Here is a 16,885-nt window from a genome sequence, read left to right as displayed (position 1 = left end):
GCCTCAGACGGTATCGACCTTCAACGAATGGTCGTTGAGCATGCCGTTGATGATGGTCGCGGTATCCGCGCCCCCCGCGATCACTCCGCCCGCGCCCGGCGTCACCCCGTAGTGCTCCGCCAGGTTGACCCCGGCCAGATCGATGGTCTGGGTCGGCGAGGCCCCCGCCGCCGCGCTGACGTCGATACTGGTGATCAGCGACGGACCGCTGCCAGTGACCGTGAAGTGCAGGTAATCATCCAGCGATGCGCTGCTGGCGTTCTCGCCCTGCAACAGTTGCGACAGGTCGAGTTTGTCGATACCCGGCGTGAAGTCGGTGACCAGGTCATGCCCGCTGTTGCCCTGCTGCCACTGGAAGGTGTCGCTGCCGCTGCCACCGGTCAGGGTGTTGTTGCCCATCCCGCCGATCAACAGGTCGTCGCCGCCACCGCCGTTGAGCACATCGTTGCCCAGGCCGCCGGTGATGATGTTGGCGTTGTTGTCGCCGGTCAGGGTGTCGTTGTAGTTGGAGCCCACCAGGTTTTCGATGGCGGTCAGGGTATCGGTCCCGGCGCCACCGGTGTTCTGCGCACCGAGCAGCGAGAGGTCGACCGTGACCCCGGCACTGGCATGGGCGTAGCTGGCGGTGTCGTTGCCCGGGCCGCCGTCGAGCAGGTCGTTGCCCGGCCCGCCGAACAGCAGGTCGTTACCCGCGTCGCCATGCAGGGTGTTGTTGCCGCTGCCGGCGATGAGCACGTCGTTGCCGTCGCCGGCATTGATCAGGTTGTCGCCTCTGCCGGCCAGCAGCACATCGTCGCCAGCGGTGCCGGTCAGGGTATGGCCGTCCTGATAACTGATGCTCACCGCCGCGCTGTCGCTGCCGCCATGGCTGTCGCTGGCGGTGTAGGTGCCGTGGTAATCCGGCGTGGATTCCTGGCCGCCCGCGTAGTTGACGGTCATGGTCAGCTGGTAGTTTTCCGAACCGTTGGCGTTGCCGCCGCTGGGGTTGGTCAGGTTGGTGATGTGGATCTGGTAGATGCCGTCCGCCCCCGCGGTGAACGAGCCGCCATCGGCGATCGCGGTGTAGGCCCCGCCATTGAAGGCATACTCCATGCCCACCCGGCCCGCCGTCAGGTTGTGATCCAGGTTCAGGGTCTCGCCCTGTTTCAGGCTGACGCTGATCACATCCTCATCGTTGTCATTGCCGTTGTTGATGCTGCCCAGGAAGCCGCTGATCACCACCGCGGCCGTCATCGCCGCCGTATTGGCATTGAACGAGGCCCGGGCGACGCTCAGGGTCTGGTTGGACCCTCCGGTGAAGCCGATGGTCTGCAGGCTGCCGGCGGTAAAGTCCGCCCCAGGGGACAGCCAGCCGGTGTTGAAGCTGGTCGGCGCAGCCGTCAGCGGATCGCCGTTGGCATCACTGTCGTAGGCCAGCAGGGCATCGGCCGGCACCACGATAGTGCCCGACAGAATGTTGGTGATGATGTGGTCGTCGCCCGCCACCGGCGCCGCGTTCGGATTGACCTTGACCACCAGGGTCGAGCTGGCCAGGTCGCCGTCGTTATCGCTGACGGTAAAGCCGACTGTCTCGGTCAGCACCACGCTGGTGACGTTCTGCGAGCTGTAGGTGTAATCGCCGGTGTCGAGTTTCACCACCAGTGTGCCGCCGTTGTTGGTGGCGATGCTGAGGCTGTTGTCCAGGGTATTGAAGGTGCCGTGGTTGACCCCGCCGCTGAAGCTCAGCGAGCCCTGGTTGCTATTACCGTTGGGGTCATAGGTGTAGGTGGTGCCATCGACCACCAGGGTCTTGATGAAACCGCCGTCGGCGCCGAACGAGCCACCTTCGCCGAGCAGGCTGCCGGTGACCGGGGTGCCCTGTACCGTACCGGCCAGCACCGAGTCGAGCTGGTTCAGGTCGGTGACCACCACGGCATTGGTATCGATGTGGGTACTGCCGTCATAGGCCAGCGGGTCGAGGTTGCTGTTGCTGACACCGCTGCCCAGGCCGATTGCATAGTTCTTGATGCCGTTGGCGTCGAGGAAGGCTTTCCAGGCGGTCTCGTCGGCGGTGCCGATCTCCTGGCCATCGGTGGGTTTGCCGTCGGAGAAGAAATAACCGACGTTCTGCGCCCCGCTGATCTGGCCACTGGTGACAAACGCCAGCTTCGCCGCGGCCACGGCCGCATCGTAGTTGGTGCCGCCGCCCGCGGTCAGGGAGGCGATGATCGACTTGGCCGTCGCCACATCGACCCAGATCGGCGTCTTGTCCGTGGCGCTGCTGCTGAAGGTGACGATCTGCACCTTCACATCGCCCATGTCGTCGTACTTGTCGAGCAAGGTGCTGATCGCCTGCTTGGCCAGTTCCAGGCGCGACAGGCCGGGGACACCCGACGGGTCGGCCATGCTGCCGGATACGTCGATCACCAGCAGCAGGTTGGAGTCGACCTCCAGCGCAGTGACCGCCCGCTCGCTGGCGACCGCCTGGGGTACATCGTCGACGATGCTGATCTGGATGGTGCTGGTGGTGGTATTGCCCACCGCGTCGGTAGCCTTGTAGGTGAAGCTTTCGCTCAGCACGTTCGGGCCGTCGTTGGCGTTCGGCGAGGTTTTCGGCGCCGAGGTCAGGGTGTAGCGATAGGTGCCGTCGGGGTTGAGCAGGATCTGCCCGTAAGTGCCGGTGGCGCTGCCGACCAGGGTGTAGGTAATCGCACCGCTGCCGCCGGTGACCGCGCCGACCAGGGTCCCGGTGGCGGTTTCGCCGGTATTGCCCGGGTCACTGCCGGTCACCGTACCGGCCGCCAGGTCCTGGCCGTCCTTGCTCAGGTCCAGGGCCTTTTCGAAGACAGTGATGTCCTGGTCGGTGACCGCCCTGAGTTCGTTGCCGCAGATCTGGATGGTGATGGTGGTGGTGCTTTCATCGCCGTCCGCGTCACGCACGGTGTAGACGAACACATCTTGCGAATCAGGAGCGGTGACCGAGTTCGGATTGCTGTGATAGGTCGCGTTGCCGAAGGCGTCCAGGGTCAGCGTGCCATACAGGCCGTTGATGGTAGTGTTCAAGCCGCCAATGGCCGAGGTCGAGGTGTCGCTGCCGGCGCGCACGCCGACCACCGCACCAGTGATTGCCGGGCCATCGGCGCCGCCAATGTCGTTACCCAGCACGTTGCCGCTGAGGGTCGTGCCTTCGTCGGCCATCACCACATCAGGGTGAGCGGTGGGCAGGTCGTCGACGATATTCACATCCAGCACCCCGGAGGCGCTGCTGCCGTCGCCATCGCTGGCGAACACATTGAAATGCTCGGCGATGCTGTTGGCCCCCAGCCCCGTCGGATGGCTTTCATTGTCGAGCAGGGTGTAGCTGTAGGCGACGACACCGATACTGGCGTCGTAGCCGGTAATGGTCAGCACGTTACCCAAGGCCGTCAGGATCGATTGCGGGAAGCTCGCGGCCACCCCGCCCGTTACCACGTTGATCCCGCCCACCGTCAGGGTTTGCAGGCCGTCCGGTGCGTTGACCAGGAAGAAGCCGCTCTGGGTCAAGGCCGGGGCGTTGGGGCTGGTGCCATCGCTGAGGTGCTTCTCGTAGACCGTCAGCTCGCCGCCCTCGATATCCAGGCAGTGCAGGGTCACGCAGTCGTCGTTGTTATGGACGTTCAGCACCAGGTTGGCGGTGCTCGGGTCGCCATCGGCGTCGGTGATGGTGTAGGCGAAGGTCTCGGTAGCGCTGCCATTGCCCTGCAAGGCCTTGAAGTCGGCGTCCGCGGTGTTGAGGGTGTAGGTGTAGGTGCCATCGGCTGCGAGGACCAGGGTGCCGTAGGTGCCGGTGAAGGTACCGGCGGTCACTGGGCCTGTGGGTACGCGGTCAGCGCCCTGCACGTCGTTGGTCAACACATTGCCGCTGAGCACCAGCTGGCTTTCCGAGGCCACGCCATTGCTGTCATCGACTGCCGTTGGCAGGTCGTCCACCACATTCACATCCAGCGAACCGCTGGCCGTGCTGCCATCGGCATCGGTCGCCACCACATTGAAGTGTTCGCTGAGGCTGTTGGCGCCATTGGCGGTTGGGTGATCCTCGTTGTCCATCAGGGTGTAGCTGTAGCTGATCACCCCGGTGGCGGCGTTATAGCCCGTGATGGTCAGGGTGTTGCCCAAGGCCGTGGTCACCGATTGCGGGAAGCCTGCGGCCACCCCGCCCGTCACCAGGTTGATCCCGCCGACCGTCAAGGTCTGCAGGCCATCCAGCGCGGTCACAGTGAAGGTGCCGCTCTGGGTCAGCGCCGCGGCATCCGGGCTGCTGCCGTCCGCCAGGTTTTTCTCGTAGACCGTCAGTTCGCCGCCGTTGGTATCCAGGCCATCGAGGGTCACGCCGTCATCGTTGTTATGGATATTCAGCACCAGGTTGGCGGTGCTCGGGTCGCCATCGGCGTCGGTGATGGTGTAGGCGAAGGTCTCGGTGCCGTTGCCATTGCCCTGCAAAGCCTTGAAGTCGGCGTCCGCGGTGTTGAGGGTGTAGGTGTAAGTGCCATCGGCTGCGAGGACCAGGGTGCCGTAGGTGCCGGTGAAGGTACCGGCGGTCACTGGGCCTGTGGGTACCCGGTCAGCGCCCTGCACGTCGTTGGTCAACACATTGCCGCTGAGCACCAGCTGGCTTTCCGAGGCCACGCCATTGCTGTCATCGATTGCCGTTGGCAGGTCGTCCACCACATTCACATCCAGCGAACCGCTGGCGGTACTGCCATCGGCATCGGTGGCGACCACATTGAAATGTTCGCTGAGGCTGTTGGCGCCATTGGCCGTTGGGTGGGCCTCATTGTCGGCCAGGGTGTAGCTGTAGCTGATCACCCCGGTGGCGGCGTTGTAGCCCATGATGGTCAGGGTGTTGCCCAAGGCCGTGGTCACCGATTGCGGGAAGCCCGCGGCCACCCCGCCCGTCACCAGGTTGATCCCGCCGACCGTCAGGGTCTGCATGCCGTCCAGCGCGGTCACGGTGAAGGTGCCGCTTTGGGTCAACGCGCCCGCATCCGGGCTGCTGCCGTCCGCCAGGTTTTTCTCGTAGACCGTGACTTCGCCGCCTTCGGCATTGAGACCCTGAATCACCACCGTGTCGTCGTTGTTGTGCACCTGCAACACCAGGTTGGCGGTGCTGCTGTCGCCGTCGGCATCGGTCAGGGTGTAGGTGAAGCTGTCCGTACCGTTGCCGCCGCCCTGAAGCGCGAGGAACGCCGGGTCGCTGGTATGCACGGTGTAGGTATAGGTACCGTCGGCGGCCAGCACCAGGGTGCCGTAGGTGCCGTTGAAGGTGCCGGCGCTGATCGGCCCGCTGGGCACCCGGTCGGCGCCTTGCACATCGTTGGTCAGGACATTGCCGCTCAGGGTCAGTTGGCTTTCCGAGGCGACGCCATTGCTGTCGTTGAACGCCTGGGGCACATCGTCGGTGATATTGATATCCAGCGAGTTGCTCGCCGAATCGCCATTACTGTCGCTGGCGACCACGGTGAAATGTTCGCTCAGGTTGTTGGCACCGTCGGCGGCGGAATGGATTTCGTTGCCGACCAGGGTGTAGCTGTAGCTGACCGTACCCGTGGCAGGATCGAAACCGGTGATGGTCAGGGTGTTACCGAGGGCGGTGGTGATCGACTGCGGGAAGCTGGCGGCCACCCCGCCACTGACCACGGCGATCCCGCCCACGCTGAGGCTGAGCAGCCCGTCGGGGGCGGAGACACTGAAGGTACCGTTCTGCACCAGCGCCGCGGGATTGCTCGCCGAGCCTTGGGGCAGATTGGCTTCGCTGAGGGTCAACTCGCCATTGGCGACCGACAGGCCGCCCAGGGTGACCGGGTTGTTCGGTGGGGGTGGGGGTGGCAGTGCGATACCGCCATCGTCGCTAGGCGGTACCGCGGCAATCCGCTCAGGCACGAACTCGGGAATGCCGTTGAAGCCCGCGGTGGGGAAACCAATGATCGGCTCGACCCGACCCGCGACTTCTTCAAGCAGTACAAAGGTATGCCCGCCACCCAGGGCGCCAGCGGTGCCACCCGTAGCACCGGGGCCGGCCGCGGTGGCTTCGCCAGTCTGCGTCGGGTCGGCGCCGGCAGCGATGGCTTTCTGCAGTTGCTCGACATCGGTCAGTTGCGCCTCGCTGGGGGTCACGACTTCAGGAGCCTGCACATGGGGCGCCTGGTTCGCCAGCAGTTGCGGGGTCAATTGCAGGCTGCTGTCGCGCCCGAGGGTCAGTTCCTGGCCGTTCTGCAGATGCACGGCTACTGCGCCCTGCGCACCGGTCACCAGTTGATCCCCCGCAAACAGACGATCGCCTTCTACCAGAACGCGCCGGCTGCCATCCGCCGCTACCGCTACCACCTGCCCGATTACCTTACTGACGACACCGATTAACCTAGCCATGAGCACTTCCTCCGCTGCCGACCGCTATCGGCATCTGGTTGCACGGAAAAGTGCTATGGCGTTATCGGGTCACCGACGGGAAACGCCAGCCTGAAGGTTCGCTGATTGCTGCTCAGTCGAACCTGCGCACCGGCCTTCCCTCTCGCTCGTCCCTCGCTGGCCTGCTGTTTCTGCCGAAGGCAAAACCGAATGCAATCAAACGCATTCAGGCTTCGGACAGCCCTCCCGCGAAAGTCGCGACATGGATTCAAACACTGCAAGTGACAAAAAAATGTCGCTGTAAAATCCGTATCGCACCCTCCCCACCGCTCCTCTCCCGCCCTATGTCGCAAATTTTGTTGAACCTTTTCAAGCTCCTGAAAAGCCCTCTAGAGCCTATAAATACGGGGCTTGCGAACTGAACAATGTGCTGGATTTCACAGAGTGCATAAGTTTTTTTCAGCATAAGCCTTATGAGAAATTCTTCTTAGCTTGCGCTCAGGATGTTCTTAGCTCTGTTGTTACAAGCCTGAAACGGTTTGACCTATAAAGTTCGTCATTTTTTTGGCGACTGCAAAGCACTATACATGGACCAGGGAGATGTACTTCATGCGCGTTTTTACCCCCCTCAGTAGCGCGATTTTATTAGCCATGGCCTGCATTCATCAGGCCCAAGCCATGTCTCTGACGGAGGCGATTCAAAGCACGCTGGACAACCACCCGGAACTGCGCGCGAGCCAGAACAACCGTCTGTCGGCTGATGAGGACGTCAAGGTCGCCAAAGGGGGCTTCTATCCATCGCTGGACCTGAATGCTGCCTATGGCCGTGGCTACAGCGACAACACCACCACGCGCGCGTTGGGCAACCATCACACCGAGACCCTGACCTATACCCAGTCGGAGTTGCGCCTGCGGCAAATGCTCTTCGACGGCTTCAATACCGCCAACGAAGTCGGGCGTACCCAGTCGGTCTCCAACTCGCGGGCCTACTACACCCGCGGTACCGCCGAGAGCCTGGCCCTGCGCACCATCGAGGTGTACCTGGAAGTGCTCAAGCGCCGCGAACTGGTGACCCTGGCCAAGAACAACCTGCAGGCGCACCTGCGGGTCAACGACCAGATCGGTCTGCGCAGCGAACGTGGCGTCGGCAGCACCGCCGACCTCGACCAGTCCAAGGCCCGTCGCGCCCTGGCGGAAAACAACTACGACACGGCGCAGGTCGACCTGGCCGACGCCGAGGCCAACTTCTTCAGCGCCGTGGGCCGTATGCCCGACGAACTGGAAAGCCTGCCTTCGGTGCGCGGCGAGATCCCCGCCAGCCTGCCGGATGCCCGGCAGAGCATGCTGGAGAACAACCCCTACCTGAAATCGGCCCAGGCCGACGTACAAGCGGCCGAGAGCCAGTACGAGGTCGCCAAGTCGCCGTTCTACCCTCGCTTCGATGCCGAGGCAGCGGTGGGCGCCAACGACAACGTGCAGGGCGACAAGGGCCACGACAATGAATGGCGAGTGGGCGTGGTGATGAACTACAACCTGTTCCGCGGCGGCAGCGACAAGGCCCGCCTGCAATCGGACGCGCACAAGATCAACCAGGCCATGGACATCCGCAACAACGCGCTGCGCATGCTCAACGAGAACATCACCCTGGCCTGGAACGCCATGCTCAACGCCAAGAAGCAGACCCCCACCGCTCGCGAATACGCTGAAACCACCACCCGCGTACGGGCCGCTTACCAGGATCAGTTCGGCCTCGGCCAGCGTACCCTGCTCGACCTGCTGGACAGCGAAAACGAGCTGTACAACGCCAACCGCCGCTACACCGAGGTGCGCTACACCGAGGAGTTTTCGATGTATCGCGTGCTGGCGAACATGGGCGAGTTGTTGAACAAGGAAAAAGTCGTGGTGCCAGCCGAAGCGATCGCCCAGACCGAAGTGAAGAGCGAAGCCCGACTGCCTGAGATGCGTTAAGTCCTCGGAGGACTTCAATGTGACCAGCATGGAACCCGGGAGCTCAGGCGTCGATCCGCGCCTGAGCTTTGATGACCCGTTGTTGGACGGATTGTTGATCCTCTGCAAACTGCACGACTGCACCGTCAGCCGGGCCAGCCTCAGCGCGGGGCTGCCCCTGGCCCAGCAACGCCTGAGCCTGGACCTGCTGCCCCGCGCCGCGGCCCGCGCCAGCCTGCAGGCCCGCCTGCTGCGTCGTGAGCTGTCGGCGATTTCCAGGCTCAACCTGCCGGTGCTGCTGATCCTCAAGCATGGCCGCTGTGCGGTCCTGCGCCGCTGGGGCGATGACGGCCAGGCGCTGATCCTGCCCAGCGAAGCCGAAGGCGGCGAGCAGTGGGTCAGCCAGGCGGAGCTGAACGATGACTACAGTGGCCAGGCGCTGTTCGCCCGGCCACGCCACGAACTGGAAGAACTGCGCAATTCCCTGGTGCCGCGGGTCGAAGCCTGGTTCCGCGACACCCTGAAACTCTCGCGCTGGCTGTACAGCGACGCGATCCTCGCCAGCCTGCTGATCAACCTGCTGGGGTTGATGGTGCCGCTGTTCGTCATGCAGACCTACGACCGCGTGGTGCCCAACCAGGCCACCTCGACTCTCTGGGTGCTGGCCATCGGCCTGTTGATCGGCACCGGCTTCGAGCTGGTGCTGCGGGTGGTGCGCGCCCATCTGCTGGACAGCGCCGGCAAGCGCACCGACGTGATCCTCTCCGCCACCCTGTTCGAGCGCATCACCGGCATGGCGATGAAAGCCAAGCCGGCGACCATCGGCGGCTTCGCCCAGAGCATCCATGACTTCCAGGGCCTGCGCGAGTTTCTCACCGCCGTGACCCTGACCAGCCTGATCGACCTGCCCTTCGCCGTGCTGATGCTGCTGGTGATCGGCCTGCTCGGCGGCTGGCTGGTGGTGATCCCCTTGCTGGCGTTTCCCTTGACCATCGTCTTCGCCATGCTGATCCAGGCCCGCCTGCGCGACACCGTGCAAAAGAGCCTGAGCCTGGGCGCCGAACGCCAGGCGCTGCTGATCGAGACCCTCGGCGGCCTGGAAACCCTCAAGGCCTGCAGCGCCGAAAGCGAACGCCAGCACCGGTGGGAAAGCACCCACGGCGCCCTCACCCGCCTCGACAGCCACGCGCGCAATCTCTCGGCCCTGGCCACCAACGGCACCTTGTTCATCCAGCAGTTCTGCGGCATGGCGACCATAGTCGCCGGGGTCTACAGCATCATCGCCGGCAACCTCAGCGTCGGCGCGCTGGTCGCCACCTACATGCTCGGCAGTCGGGTCCTGGCGCCGCTGGGGCAGATCGCCGGGCTGATCACCCGCTACCAGCAGGCGCAACTGACCATGCGCAGCACCGACGCCCTGATGGCCCTGCCCCAGGAACGCGATGCCCGCCAGCGCCCGCTGGAGCGCACGCAACTGCAAGGCGCGCTGGCGCTCAATCAGGTGACCTTCCGTTATCAGGGGCAGAATGCCGCGGCCCTGAGCAATATCAGCTTCAGCATGCAGCCCGGCGAACGCATCGGCATCATCGGCCGCAGCGGCTCCGGCAAGAGCACCCTGGGGCGCCTGGTCATGGGTTTCTATGCCCCCGAGGAAGGCCAGTTGCTGCTGGACGGCCTGGACCTGCGCCAACTGGACGTGGCCGACCTGCGCCAGCAGATCGGCTATGTCGCCCACGACCTGCCGCTGCTGGCCGGTAGCCTGCGCGACAACCTGACCCTCGGCGCCCGCTACATCAGCGATGCGCGCATGCTCGAGGTCGCCGAGCTGACCGGAGTCACCGAGCTGGCCCGCCAGCATCCCCAAGGCTTCGACCGGCCGGTGGGCGAGCGTGGCCAACTGCTGTCCGGCGGCCAGCGCCAGGCCGTGCTGCTGGCCCGGGCGCTGCTGCTGGACCCGCCGATCATGCTCCTGGACGAACCCACCAGCGCCATGGACAACAGCAGCGAAGACGCCCTGCGCCAGCGCCTGCACGCCTGGGTGCAAGGCAAGACCCTGCTGCTGGTGACCCACCGCACCTCGATGCTCAGCCTGGTGGAGCGGCTGGTGGTCCTGGACAACGGGCGGATCGTCGCCGACGGGCCGAAAGAAGCGGTCATCGATGCACTGCGCAAGGGCCGTGTCGGCTCTGCGGCGGTCTAGGAGTCGCCCCATGCCTGCCTCATCGCAATCACGCGGCTACTTCGCCAGCCTGCGCAAAAGCGCGGAAAGCGAGTTCATGCCCGAAACCGCCGGCGCCTCGCTGCAGGATTCGCCCCGCGGCTCGCGCATCGTCGTCTGGCTGACCACCGGGCTACTCGTCAGCGCCCTGCTCTGGGCCAAGTTCGCGGTGCTTCAGGAAGTCACTACCGGCGAAGGCAAGGCCATCCCGTCGAGCAAGGTGCAGGTGGTGCAGAACCTGGAAGGCGGCATCGTCACCGAGATCTTCGTGCGCGAAGGGCAGATGGTGAACAAGGGCGACACCCTGCTGCGCCTGGACGACACGCGTTTCCTGTCGAACAAGGGCGAAAGCGAGGCCGATCGCTATGCCTTGATGGCCCAGGTCGAACGCCTGTCCGCCGAAGCCGAGGGCCGGCCGTTCAAGCCGTCCGACGAAGTGGTGGCCAAGGCGCCCCAGGTGGCGGAGGACGAACGCTCGCTGTACGAACAGCGCCAGCGCCGTCTGGCCAGCGAACAACGGACCCTGAGCGAACAGCTGCGGCAAAAGACTCAGGAACTGGCGGAATTCCGTTCGAAACAGGGGCAATTCAGTTCCAGCCTGGCCCTGCTCAACCAGGAGATGAACATGTCGGCGCCGCTGGTAAGTACCGGCGCGGTGTCACCGGTGGAGATCCTGCGTCTCAAGCGCAGCGCGGTGGAAATCCGCGGCTCGCTGAATGCCACGACCCTGGCCATTCCCCGGGCGGAATCGGCGATCAACGAAATCAGGAGCAAGATCGACGAGTCCGAACAGGGCTTCCGTTCCGATGCCGCCAAGGAACTCAACGAGAAACGCACCGACCTGTCGAAAATCACCGCCTCGAGCATCGCCATCGACGACCGGGTGACCCGCACCACCGTGACTTCGCCGGTGCACGGGGTGATCAAGCAGCTCAAGGTCAACACCATCGGCGGCGTGGTCCAGCCGGGCAGCGACATGCTGGAAATCGTGCCGCTGGAGGACAACCTGCTGATCGAGGCCAAGGTGCGGCCACAGGACGTGGCCTTCCTCCATCCCGGGCAGAAAGCCATGGTCAAGTTCAGCGCCTACGACTACACCATCTACGGTGGCCTGAGCGCCAAGCTGGAACTGATCGGCGCCGACACCATCGCCGACGACAAGGGCAACAGCTTCTACCTGATCCAGGTGCGCACCGACAAGAACCACCTGGGCGGCGACCTCAAGCCGCTGCTGATCATCCCCGGCATGGTCGCCACGGTGGACATCATCACCGGCGAGAAAAGCGTGCTCGACTACCTGCTCAAGCCGGTGCTCAAGGCGCGGACCGAGGCGATGCGCGAGCGCTGATAACACGTCCCCTGTCGCCGCTGCCGCAGGCTGCGCCGGGTCGCGCAGCGGCCCCTGGGCCTGACACCACGTACCTCCTGCAAGACCGAGGCGCCTGGATCGGCGCCCGCTTCGCGGTCGATCGCAGCCTGCGGCAGCGGCTACAGGTCTTTTGTCTGTTGGTGGTTACGTTGGTAGGTGTCTTCGCCCATTGCCGCGATCTGTCCGTCGATCAAGGCCTCGAAAGGCTTCAGCAAGGGCGCGAACGTGGCCGGTGCCTCCAGGACCTGCAGGGCCTGGACGATGGCCTCGATGGTCGACAGGGCCCCCGGCCCGGGCGCCTTGCGCAGCCGGTAACGGGACAGCGTGCCTTCGGCCAGGGTCACCCGGGGCAACGCGGCCAGCAGCGGATTGAGGTGCAGCAACTTGCGCGCCTTGCGCCAGGTACCGTCGGGCACCACCAGCAGCAAGGGCTGCTCGTCCGGCACGCTGGAATAGGCCTGCAATGGCTGCGCGTCCTCCGCCGGGAATAGCAGGCGCGCCTGATACCCGGGACAGTTCAACAGCTTCGGCAGATCGGCAAACACCTCGCCGACGATCAACTCGGCATTGTTCAACCCCAACGCCGCCAGCCGCGCGGTGTTCAGCGCGTGGCTCACTTCGCTGGGATGCTGCAACAGGAGTATCCGGGTGCGGCTGTCCAGCCGTGGAATCAGCGGGCACAGGCAATGGGTTTTCGGGCGCAGGCAACGCGGGCATTGAATTCTCGACATGGACGCCTCCTCAGGCCTGATTGAGCTGCGCCTTGAGCAGGTCGCGGAACGTCTGGATCAACGGTTCGCGGCTGCGCCCACGGCGCACGATCATCGAAAACGGCGCCTGATAACCGAAGGTCGCCGGCAGCAGCACGCGCAAGTCGCCCTTGTCGGCCCAGGCCTGGGCGTAATGCTCCGGCAGGTAGCCGATGTAGGCGCCGGACAGCACCAGGATCAGCTGCGCCTCCATACTCTCCACCGTCGCCGCGCTGTGCTTGAAGCCGTGGCGCGCCAGCTCGGCCTGGCTCCAGTAGCCACGGCCGACCATGCGCTGCTGGGTGATCACCTGCTCGGGGATACGCCGCTCGTTGAACAGCGGGTGCCGGCTGCTGCAATACAGCCAGTGCTGCTCGCGGTACAGCGGCATGTACACCAGCCCACTCATGCGCGTGGAGAACGCACCGATGGCCAGGTCCAGGCGGTTGTCCTGCACGCCGAGCTGCAATTCATAGGGGCTGAGTACCGACAGATGCAAATGCACCGCCGGGTGTTCCTGGCTGTAGGCGCCGATGGCTTCGGCGAACGGCAGGGCCTTGTCGCTCACCGTCGAGTCGATCACCCCCAGGTTGAGGGTGCCGCGCAGTTCGCCCTTGAGCGCCGCGGCGTACTGCTCGAAACCCTCCAGCTCGCCCAGCAGGCGCAGGGTTTCCTGGTGGAACAGCTCGCCCTTGCTGGTCAGGCTGAAACCGCCGCGGCCACGGTGGCACAGGACCAGCCCCAGGGCCGATTCGAGCTGGCTCATATAGGTGCTGATAGCCGACGTGGAGAGGTTCAGTTCGTGCTGGGCATTGGCGAACCCCTGATGCCGCACCACGCTGACGAAGATGCGCAATAGTTTCAGATCAGGTAAAGCGTTGGCCATGGGAGCTCCACAAGGAAAATCGACAACGGGGATCGGGTGTCAGGGTCATCCAGACCTCATTGGCGTTCCTTCATGAACAGCGTCGCGGCGCCGATTATGACCGCTGTGCGGCCAATCGCGGGCAAGCCTCGCTCCTGCTTCTGTAGGAGCGAGGCTTGCCCGCGAATGATCTCCGGTCCGGGCAGTGCCGCTCTCACAGGGCCAGAGTCTATCCTTTACACCCGCCCTTAGTTTAGAAAAATCTGAACTAAGTATTTGCCCGTAGCGATTCTTCCCGCCCACTACATTTCGCAGAATCGGCCCCACTCGGTTTCGCCGGCAGTCATCGCCGCGCCACAAACCCCATAAATAAAACAACGATGAGGCCAATCCCGTGGACAAGATTCTCCACCAACCACTGGGCGGCAACGAAATGCCGCGCTTCGGCGGCATCGCCACCATGATGCGTCTTCCCCATGTACCTACCCCGGCCGGCCTGGATGCCGCCTTCGTCGGCGTACCGCTGGACATCGGCACCTCGCTGCGCGCCGGCACCCGCTTCGGGCCCCGTGAGATCCGCGCCGAATCGGTGATGATCCGTCCGTACAACATGGCCACCGGCGCCGCGCCCTTCGACTCGCTGAACGTGGCCGACATCGGCGACGTGGCCATCAACACCTTCAACCTGCTGGACGCCGTGCGCATCATCGAAGAAGCCTACGACGGCATCCTCGAGCACAACGTGATCCCGCTGACCCTGGGCGGCGACCACACCATTACCCTGCCGATCCTGCGCGCCATCCACAAGAAACACGGCAAGGTCGGCCTGGTGCACATCGACGCCCACGCCGATGTCAACGATCACATGTTCGGCGAGAAGATCGCCCACGGCACCACCTTCCGCCGCGCCGTCGAAGAAGGCCTGCTGGACTGCGACCGCGTGGTGCAGATCGGCCTGCGCGCCCAGGGCTACACCGCCGAAGACTTCAACTGGAGCCGCAAGCAGGGCTTTCGCGTGGTGCAGGCCGAAGAGTGCTGGCACAAGTCGCTGGACCCGCTGATGGCCGAAGTACGGGCGAAAGTCGGCGACGGCCCGGTGTACCTGAGCTTTGACATCGACGGCATCGACCCGGCCTGGGCGCCAGGCACCGGCACCCCGGAAATCGGCGGCCTGACCACCATCCAGGCGATCGAGATCGTCCGTGGCTGCCAGGGCCTCGATCTGGTCGGCTGCGATCTGGTAGAAGTCTCGCCACCGTATGACACCACCGGCAACACCTCGCTGCTGGGCGCCAACCTGCTGTACGAAATGCTCTGCGTGCTGCCGGGCGTGGCGCGTCGCTGAGGCCCGGCCATGAGCGAGCGTGAGCAGGTCCTCAAAGCCGCCGCCGAGCTGGTGGCGGCCTTCGCCCGTAACGATCGCGAAGCCTACTTCGGTGCGTTCAGCACCGATGCCAGCTTCGTCTTCCACACCCTCGCCCAGCCCCTGCTGTCCCGCGACGCCTACCAAGCGCTGTGGGACAGCTGGCGCCGCGAGGACGGCTTCGAGGTGCTGTCCTGCACCTCGAGCAACGCGTTTGTCAGCCTGCAGGGGAACACCGCGGTATTCATTCATGACGTCGCCACCGAGCTGCGCATGCAAGGGGAGCAACACTTCAGCCAGGAGCGCGAGACCATTGTTTTTTGCAAACAAGGGTCCGGCACACAACAACAAGGCCTATGGCTGGCCTGCCACGAACATTTGTCCGCAATGCCGGAAGGGCTGCCACCCCCTTAGCCAGAAAGGTGACGCTCACGCACGATGAGCGCGCCCTAGTGATCGGAGCAGATCATGAATAACAACAACAAAGAAAAAAGCCTTAGCAGCATCGAAACGAACGGGGTCGAACAGATCCCCGACCATGAACGCGACGCCCGGCCCAGCGACCTGTTTCGCCTAATCTTCGGCGGCGCCAATACCTTTGCCACCGCCGTGCTCGGCAGTTTCCCGGTGCTGTTCGGCCTGTCCTTCCAGGCGGGTGTCTGGGCGATCGTGCTGGGCGTGATCCTGGGGGCATTGATCCTCGCGCCGATGGGCCTGTTCGGGCCGATCAACGGCACCAACAACGCCGTCTCTTCCGGTGCGCACTTCGGCGTGCACGGGCGGATCGTCGGCTCGTTCCTGTCGTTGCTGACCGCCATCGCCTTCTTCTCCCTCTCCGTATGGAGCTCGGGGGACGCCCTGGTGGGCGGCGCCAAGCGCCTGGTCGACCTGCCGGAAACCGACCTGACCCTGGGCCTGGCCTACGGCCTGTTCGCGATCCTGGTACTGACGGTGTGCATCTACGGCTTCCGCTTCATGCTGTGGGTCAACCGCATTGCCGTCTGGGCGGCGAGCCTGCTGTTCCTGCTGGGGATCTTCGCCTTCGCGCCGGCCTTCGACAGCCAGTTCGCCGGTACCCTGGCCCTCGGCCAGGCGGGTTTCTGGGCGGCCTTCATCGGTGCCGCGCTGGTGGCCATGAGCAACCCGATTTCCTTCGGCGCGTTCCTCGGCGACTGGTCGCGCTATATCCCCCGCGAAACGCCGAAAGGCCGGATCATGCTGGCAGTGATCGCCGCCCAGATCGCCACCCTGATTCCCTTCCTGTTCGGCCTGGCCACCGCCACCATCGTGGCGATCAAGGCGCCCGACTACATCGCCGCCAACAACTACGTCGGCGGCCTGCTGGCGGTCTCGCCGAGCTGGTTCTTCCTGCCGGTGTGCCTGATCGCGGTGATCGGCGGCATGTCCACCGGCACCACTTCGCTGTATGGCACCGGCCTGGACATGTCCAGCGTGTTCCCGCGGGTGCTGTCGCGGGTCAAGGCGACCCTGTTGATCGGCGTGCTGTCGATCGCCTTCATCTTCATCGGACGCTTCGCCGCCAACCTGGTGCAGAGCGTGTCGACCTTCGCCGTGCTGATCATCACCTGCACCACCCCGTGGATGGTGATCATGCTGATCGGCCTGCTGGTGCGTCGCGGCTTCTACTGCCCGGACGACCTGCAAGTCTTCACCCGTGGCGAGCAAGGTGGCCGCTACTGGTTCCAGCACGGCTGGAACTGGCGTGGCCTGGGGGCCTGGATCCCCAGCGCGCTGGTCGGCCTGTGCTTCGTCAACCTGCCCGGGCAGTTCGTCGGTCCGCTGGGCAACCTGGCCGACGGCATCGATATCAGCCTGCCGGTGACCCTGGGCCTGGCCTCGCTGGTGTACCTGGCCCTGCTCAACCTGTTCCCGGAGCCGACCGCGGTCTACGGCCCCAACGATCCACGCAGCAAGAGCACGGATTCGCTCGGTAAACCGGTCATGCGCCAAGCCGCCTGACTCAAGCATGACCTGTAGCGGCAGGCTCGCC

At 64.5% G+C, this 16,885-nt stretch carries 9 protein-coding genes; 6 read left to right on the top strand and 3 right to left on the bottom strand.

Annotated elements, in window-relative coordinates:
• Positions 1-3 precede the first annotated feature (3 nt).
• A complete protein-coding gene (locus tag PMI20_RS11050) occupies positions 4-6,384 on the bottom strand; it encodes a retention module-containing protein (protein ID WP_007920685.1) in 6,381 nt (2,126 codons plus the stop codon).
• A 588-nt stretch (positions 6,385-6,972) separates the two neighbouring features.
• On the opposite strand from PMI20_RS11050, the gene PMI20_RS11045 reads away from it, so the two are divergent.
• Genes PMI20_RS11045 through PMI20_RS11035 form a run of 3 tightly spaced genes read left to right on the top strand, consistent with a single transcriptional unit; the run spans position 6,973 to position 11,876 of the window.
• Positions 6,973-8,331, top strand: a complete 1,359-nt coding sequence (locus PMI20_RS11045) for a TolC family outer membrane protein (protein WP_007920684.1) — start codon at positions 6,973-6,975, stop codon at positions 8,329-8,331.
• Between the two features lie 19 nt (positions 8,332-8,350).
• Positions 8,351-10,510 carry a type I secretion system permease/ATPase gene (locus PMI20_RS11040; RefSeq protein ID WP_007920683.1) on the top strand — a complete coding sequence of 720 codons (2,160 nt, stop codon included), beginning with the start codon at positions 8,351-8,353 and terminating at the stop codon, positions 10,508-10,510.
• Between the two features lie 10 nt (positions 10,511-10,520).
• Positions 10,521-11,876, top strand: a complete 1,356-nt coding sequence (locus tag PMI20_RS11035) for an HlyD family type I secretion periplasmic adaptor subunit (RefSeq protein WP_007920682.1) — start codon at positions 10,521-10,523, stop codon at positions 11,874-11,876.
• A gap of 140 nt (positions 11,877-12,016) precedes the next feature.
• On the opposite strand, the gene PMI20_RS11030 is transcribed toward PMI20_RS11035, so the two are convergent.
• Together PMI20_RS11030 and PMI20_RS11025 are read right to left on the bottom strand one after the other, a co-directional pair.
• A complete protein-coding gene (locus tag PMI20_RS11030; RefSeq protein ID WP_007920681.1) occupies positions 12,017-12,628 on the bottom strand; it encodes a tRNA-uridine aminocarboxypropyltransferase in 612 nt (203 codons plus the stop codon).
• A gap of 10 nt (positions 12,629-12,638) precedes the next feature.
• Entirely contained in the window at positions 12,639-13,532 is an 894-nt protein-coding gene (locus PMI20_RS11025) for a LysR family transcriptional regulator (RefSeq protein WP_007920680.1), read from the bottom strand.
• A 373-nt stretch (positions 13,533-13,905) separates the two neighbouring features.
• Between PMI20_RS11025 and speB the strand changes: the two genes are divergently transcribed.
• The 3 genes from speB to PMI20_RS11010 are packed head-to-tail and all read left to right on the top strand — an operon-like array spanning position 13,906 to position 16,854.
• Positions 13,906-14,856 (top strand): agmatinase, encoded by a 951-nt coding sequence (gene speB / locus PMI20_RS11020; RefSeq protein WP_007920678.1) that lies wholly within the window; start codon positions 13,906-13,908, stop codon positions 14,854-14,856.
• A gap of 9 nt (positions 14,857-14,865) precedes the next feature.
• A complete protein-coding gene (locus PMI20_RS11015; RefSeq protein ID WP_007920677.1) occupies positions 14,866-15,288 on the top strand; it encodes a YybH family protein in 423 nt (140 codons plus the stop codon).
• Positions 15,289-15,342: 54 nt separating this feature from the next.
• Positions 15,343-16,854: a purine-cytosine permease family protein gene (locus PMI20_RS11010; RefSeq protein ID WP_007920676.1), complete on the top strand. Its 1,512-nt coding sequence runs from the start codon at positions 15,343-15,345 to the stop codon at positions 16,852-16,854.
• Positions 16,855-16,885 lie beyond the last annotated feature (31 nt).

Origin of the sequence: Pseudomonas sp. GM17 (assembly GCF_000282175.2) — a bacterium.
Lineage (GTDB): Bacteria > Pseudomonadota > Gammaproteobacteria > Pseudomonadales > Pseudomonadaceae > Aquipseudomonas > Aquipseudomonas chlororaphis.
This window is presented reverse-complemented; position numbering and strand designations above follow the sequence as displayed.

Bases quoted from the DNA above. Each gene is read 5' to 3' on its own strand.
- PMI20_RS11010 (WP_007920676.1), top strand. From the start codon at position 15,343: ATGAATAACAACAACAAAGAAAAAAGCCTTAGCAGCATCGAAACGAAC.
- PMI20_RS11025 (WP_007920680.1), bottom strand. From the start codon at position 13,532: ATGGCCAACGCTTTACCTGATCTGAAACTATTGCGCATCTTCGTCAGC.
- PMI20_RS11045 (WP_007920684.1), top strand. From the start codon at position 6,973: ATGCGCGTTTTTACCCCCCTCAGTAGCGCGATTTTATTAGCCATGGCC.
- PMI20_RS11035 (WP_007920682.1), top strand. From the start codon at position 10,521: ATGCCTGCCTCATCGCAATCACGCGGCTACTTCGCCAGCCTGCGCAAA.
- PMI20_RS11050 (WP_007920685.1), bottom strand. From the start codon at position 6,384: ATGGCTAGGTTAATCGGTGTCGTCAGTAAGGTAATCGGGCAGGTGGTA.
- PMI20_RS11015 (WP_007920677.1), top strand. From the start codon at position 14,866: ATGAGCGAGCGTGAGCAGGTCCTCAAAGCCGCCGCCGAGCTGGTGGCG.
- PMI20_RS11030 (WP_007920681.1), bottom strand. From the start codon at position 12,628: ATGTCGAGAATTCAATGCCCGCGTTGCCTGCGCCCGAAAACCCATTGC.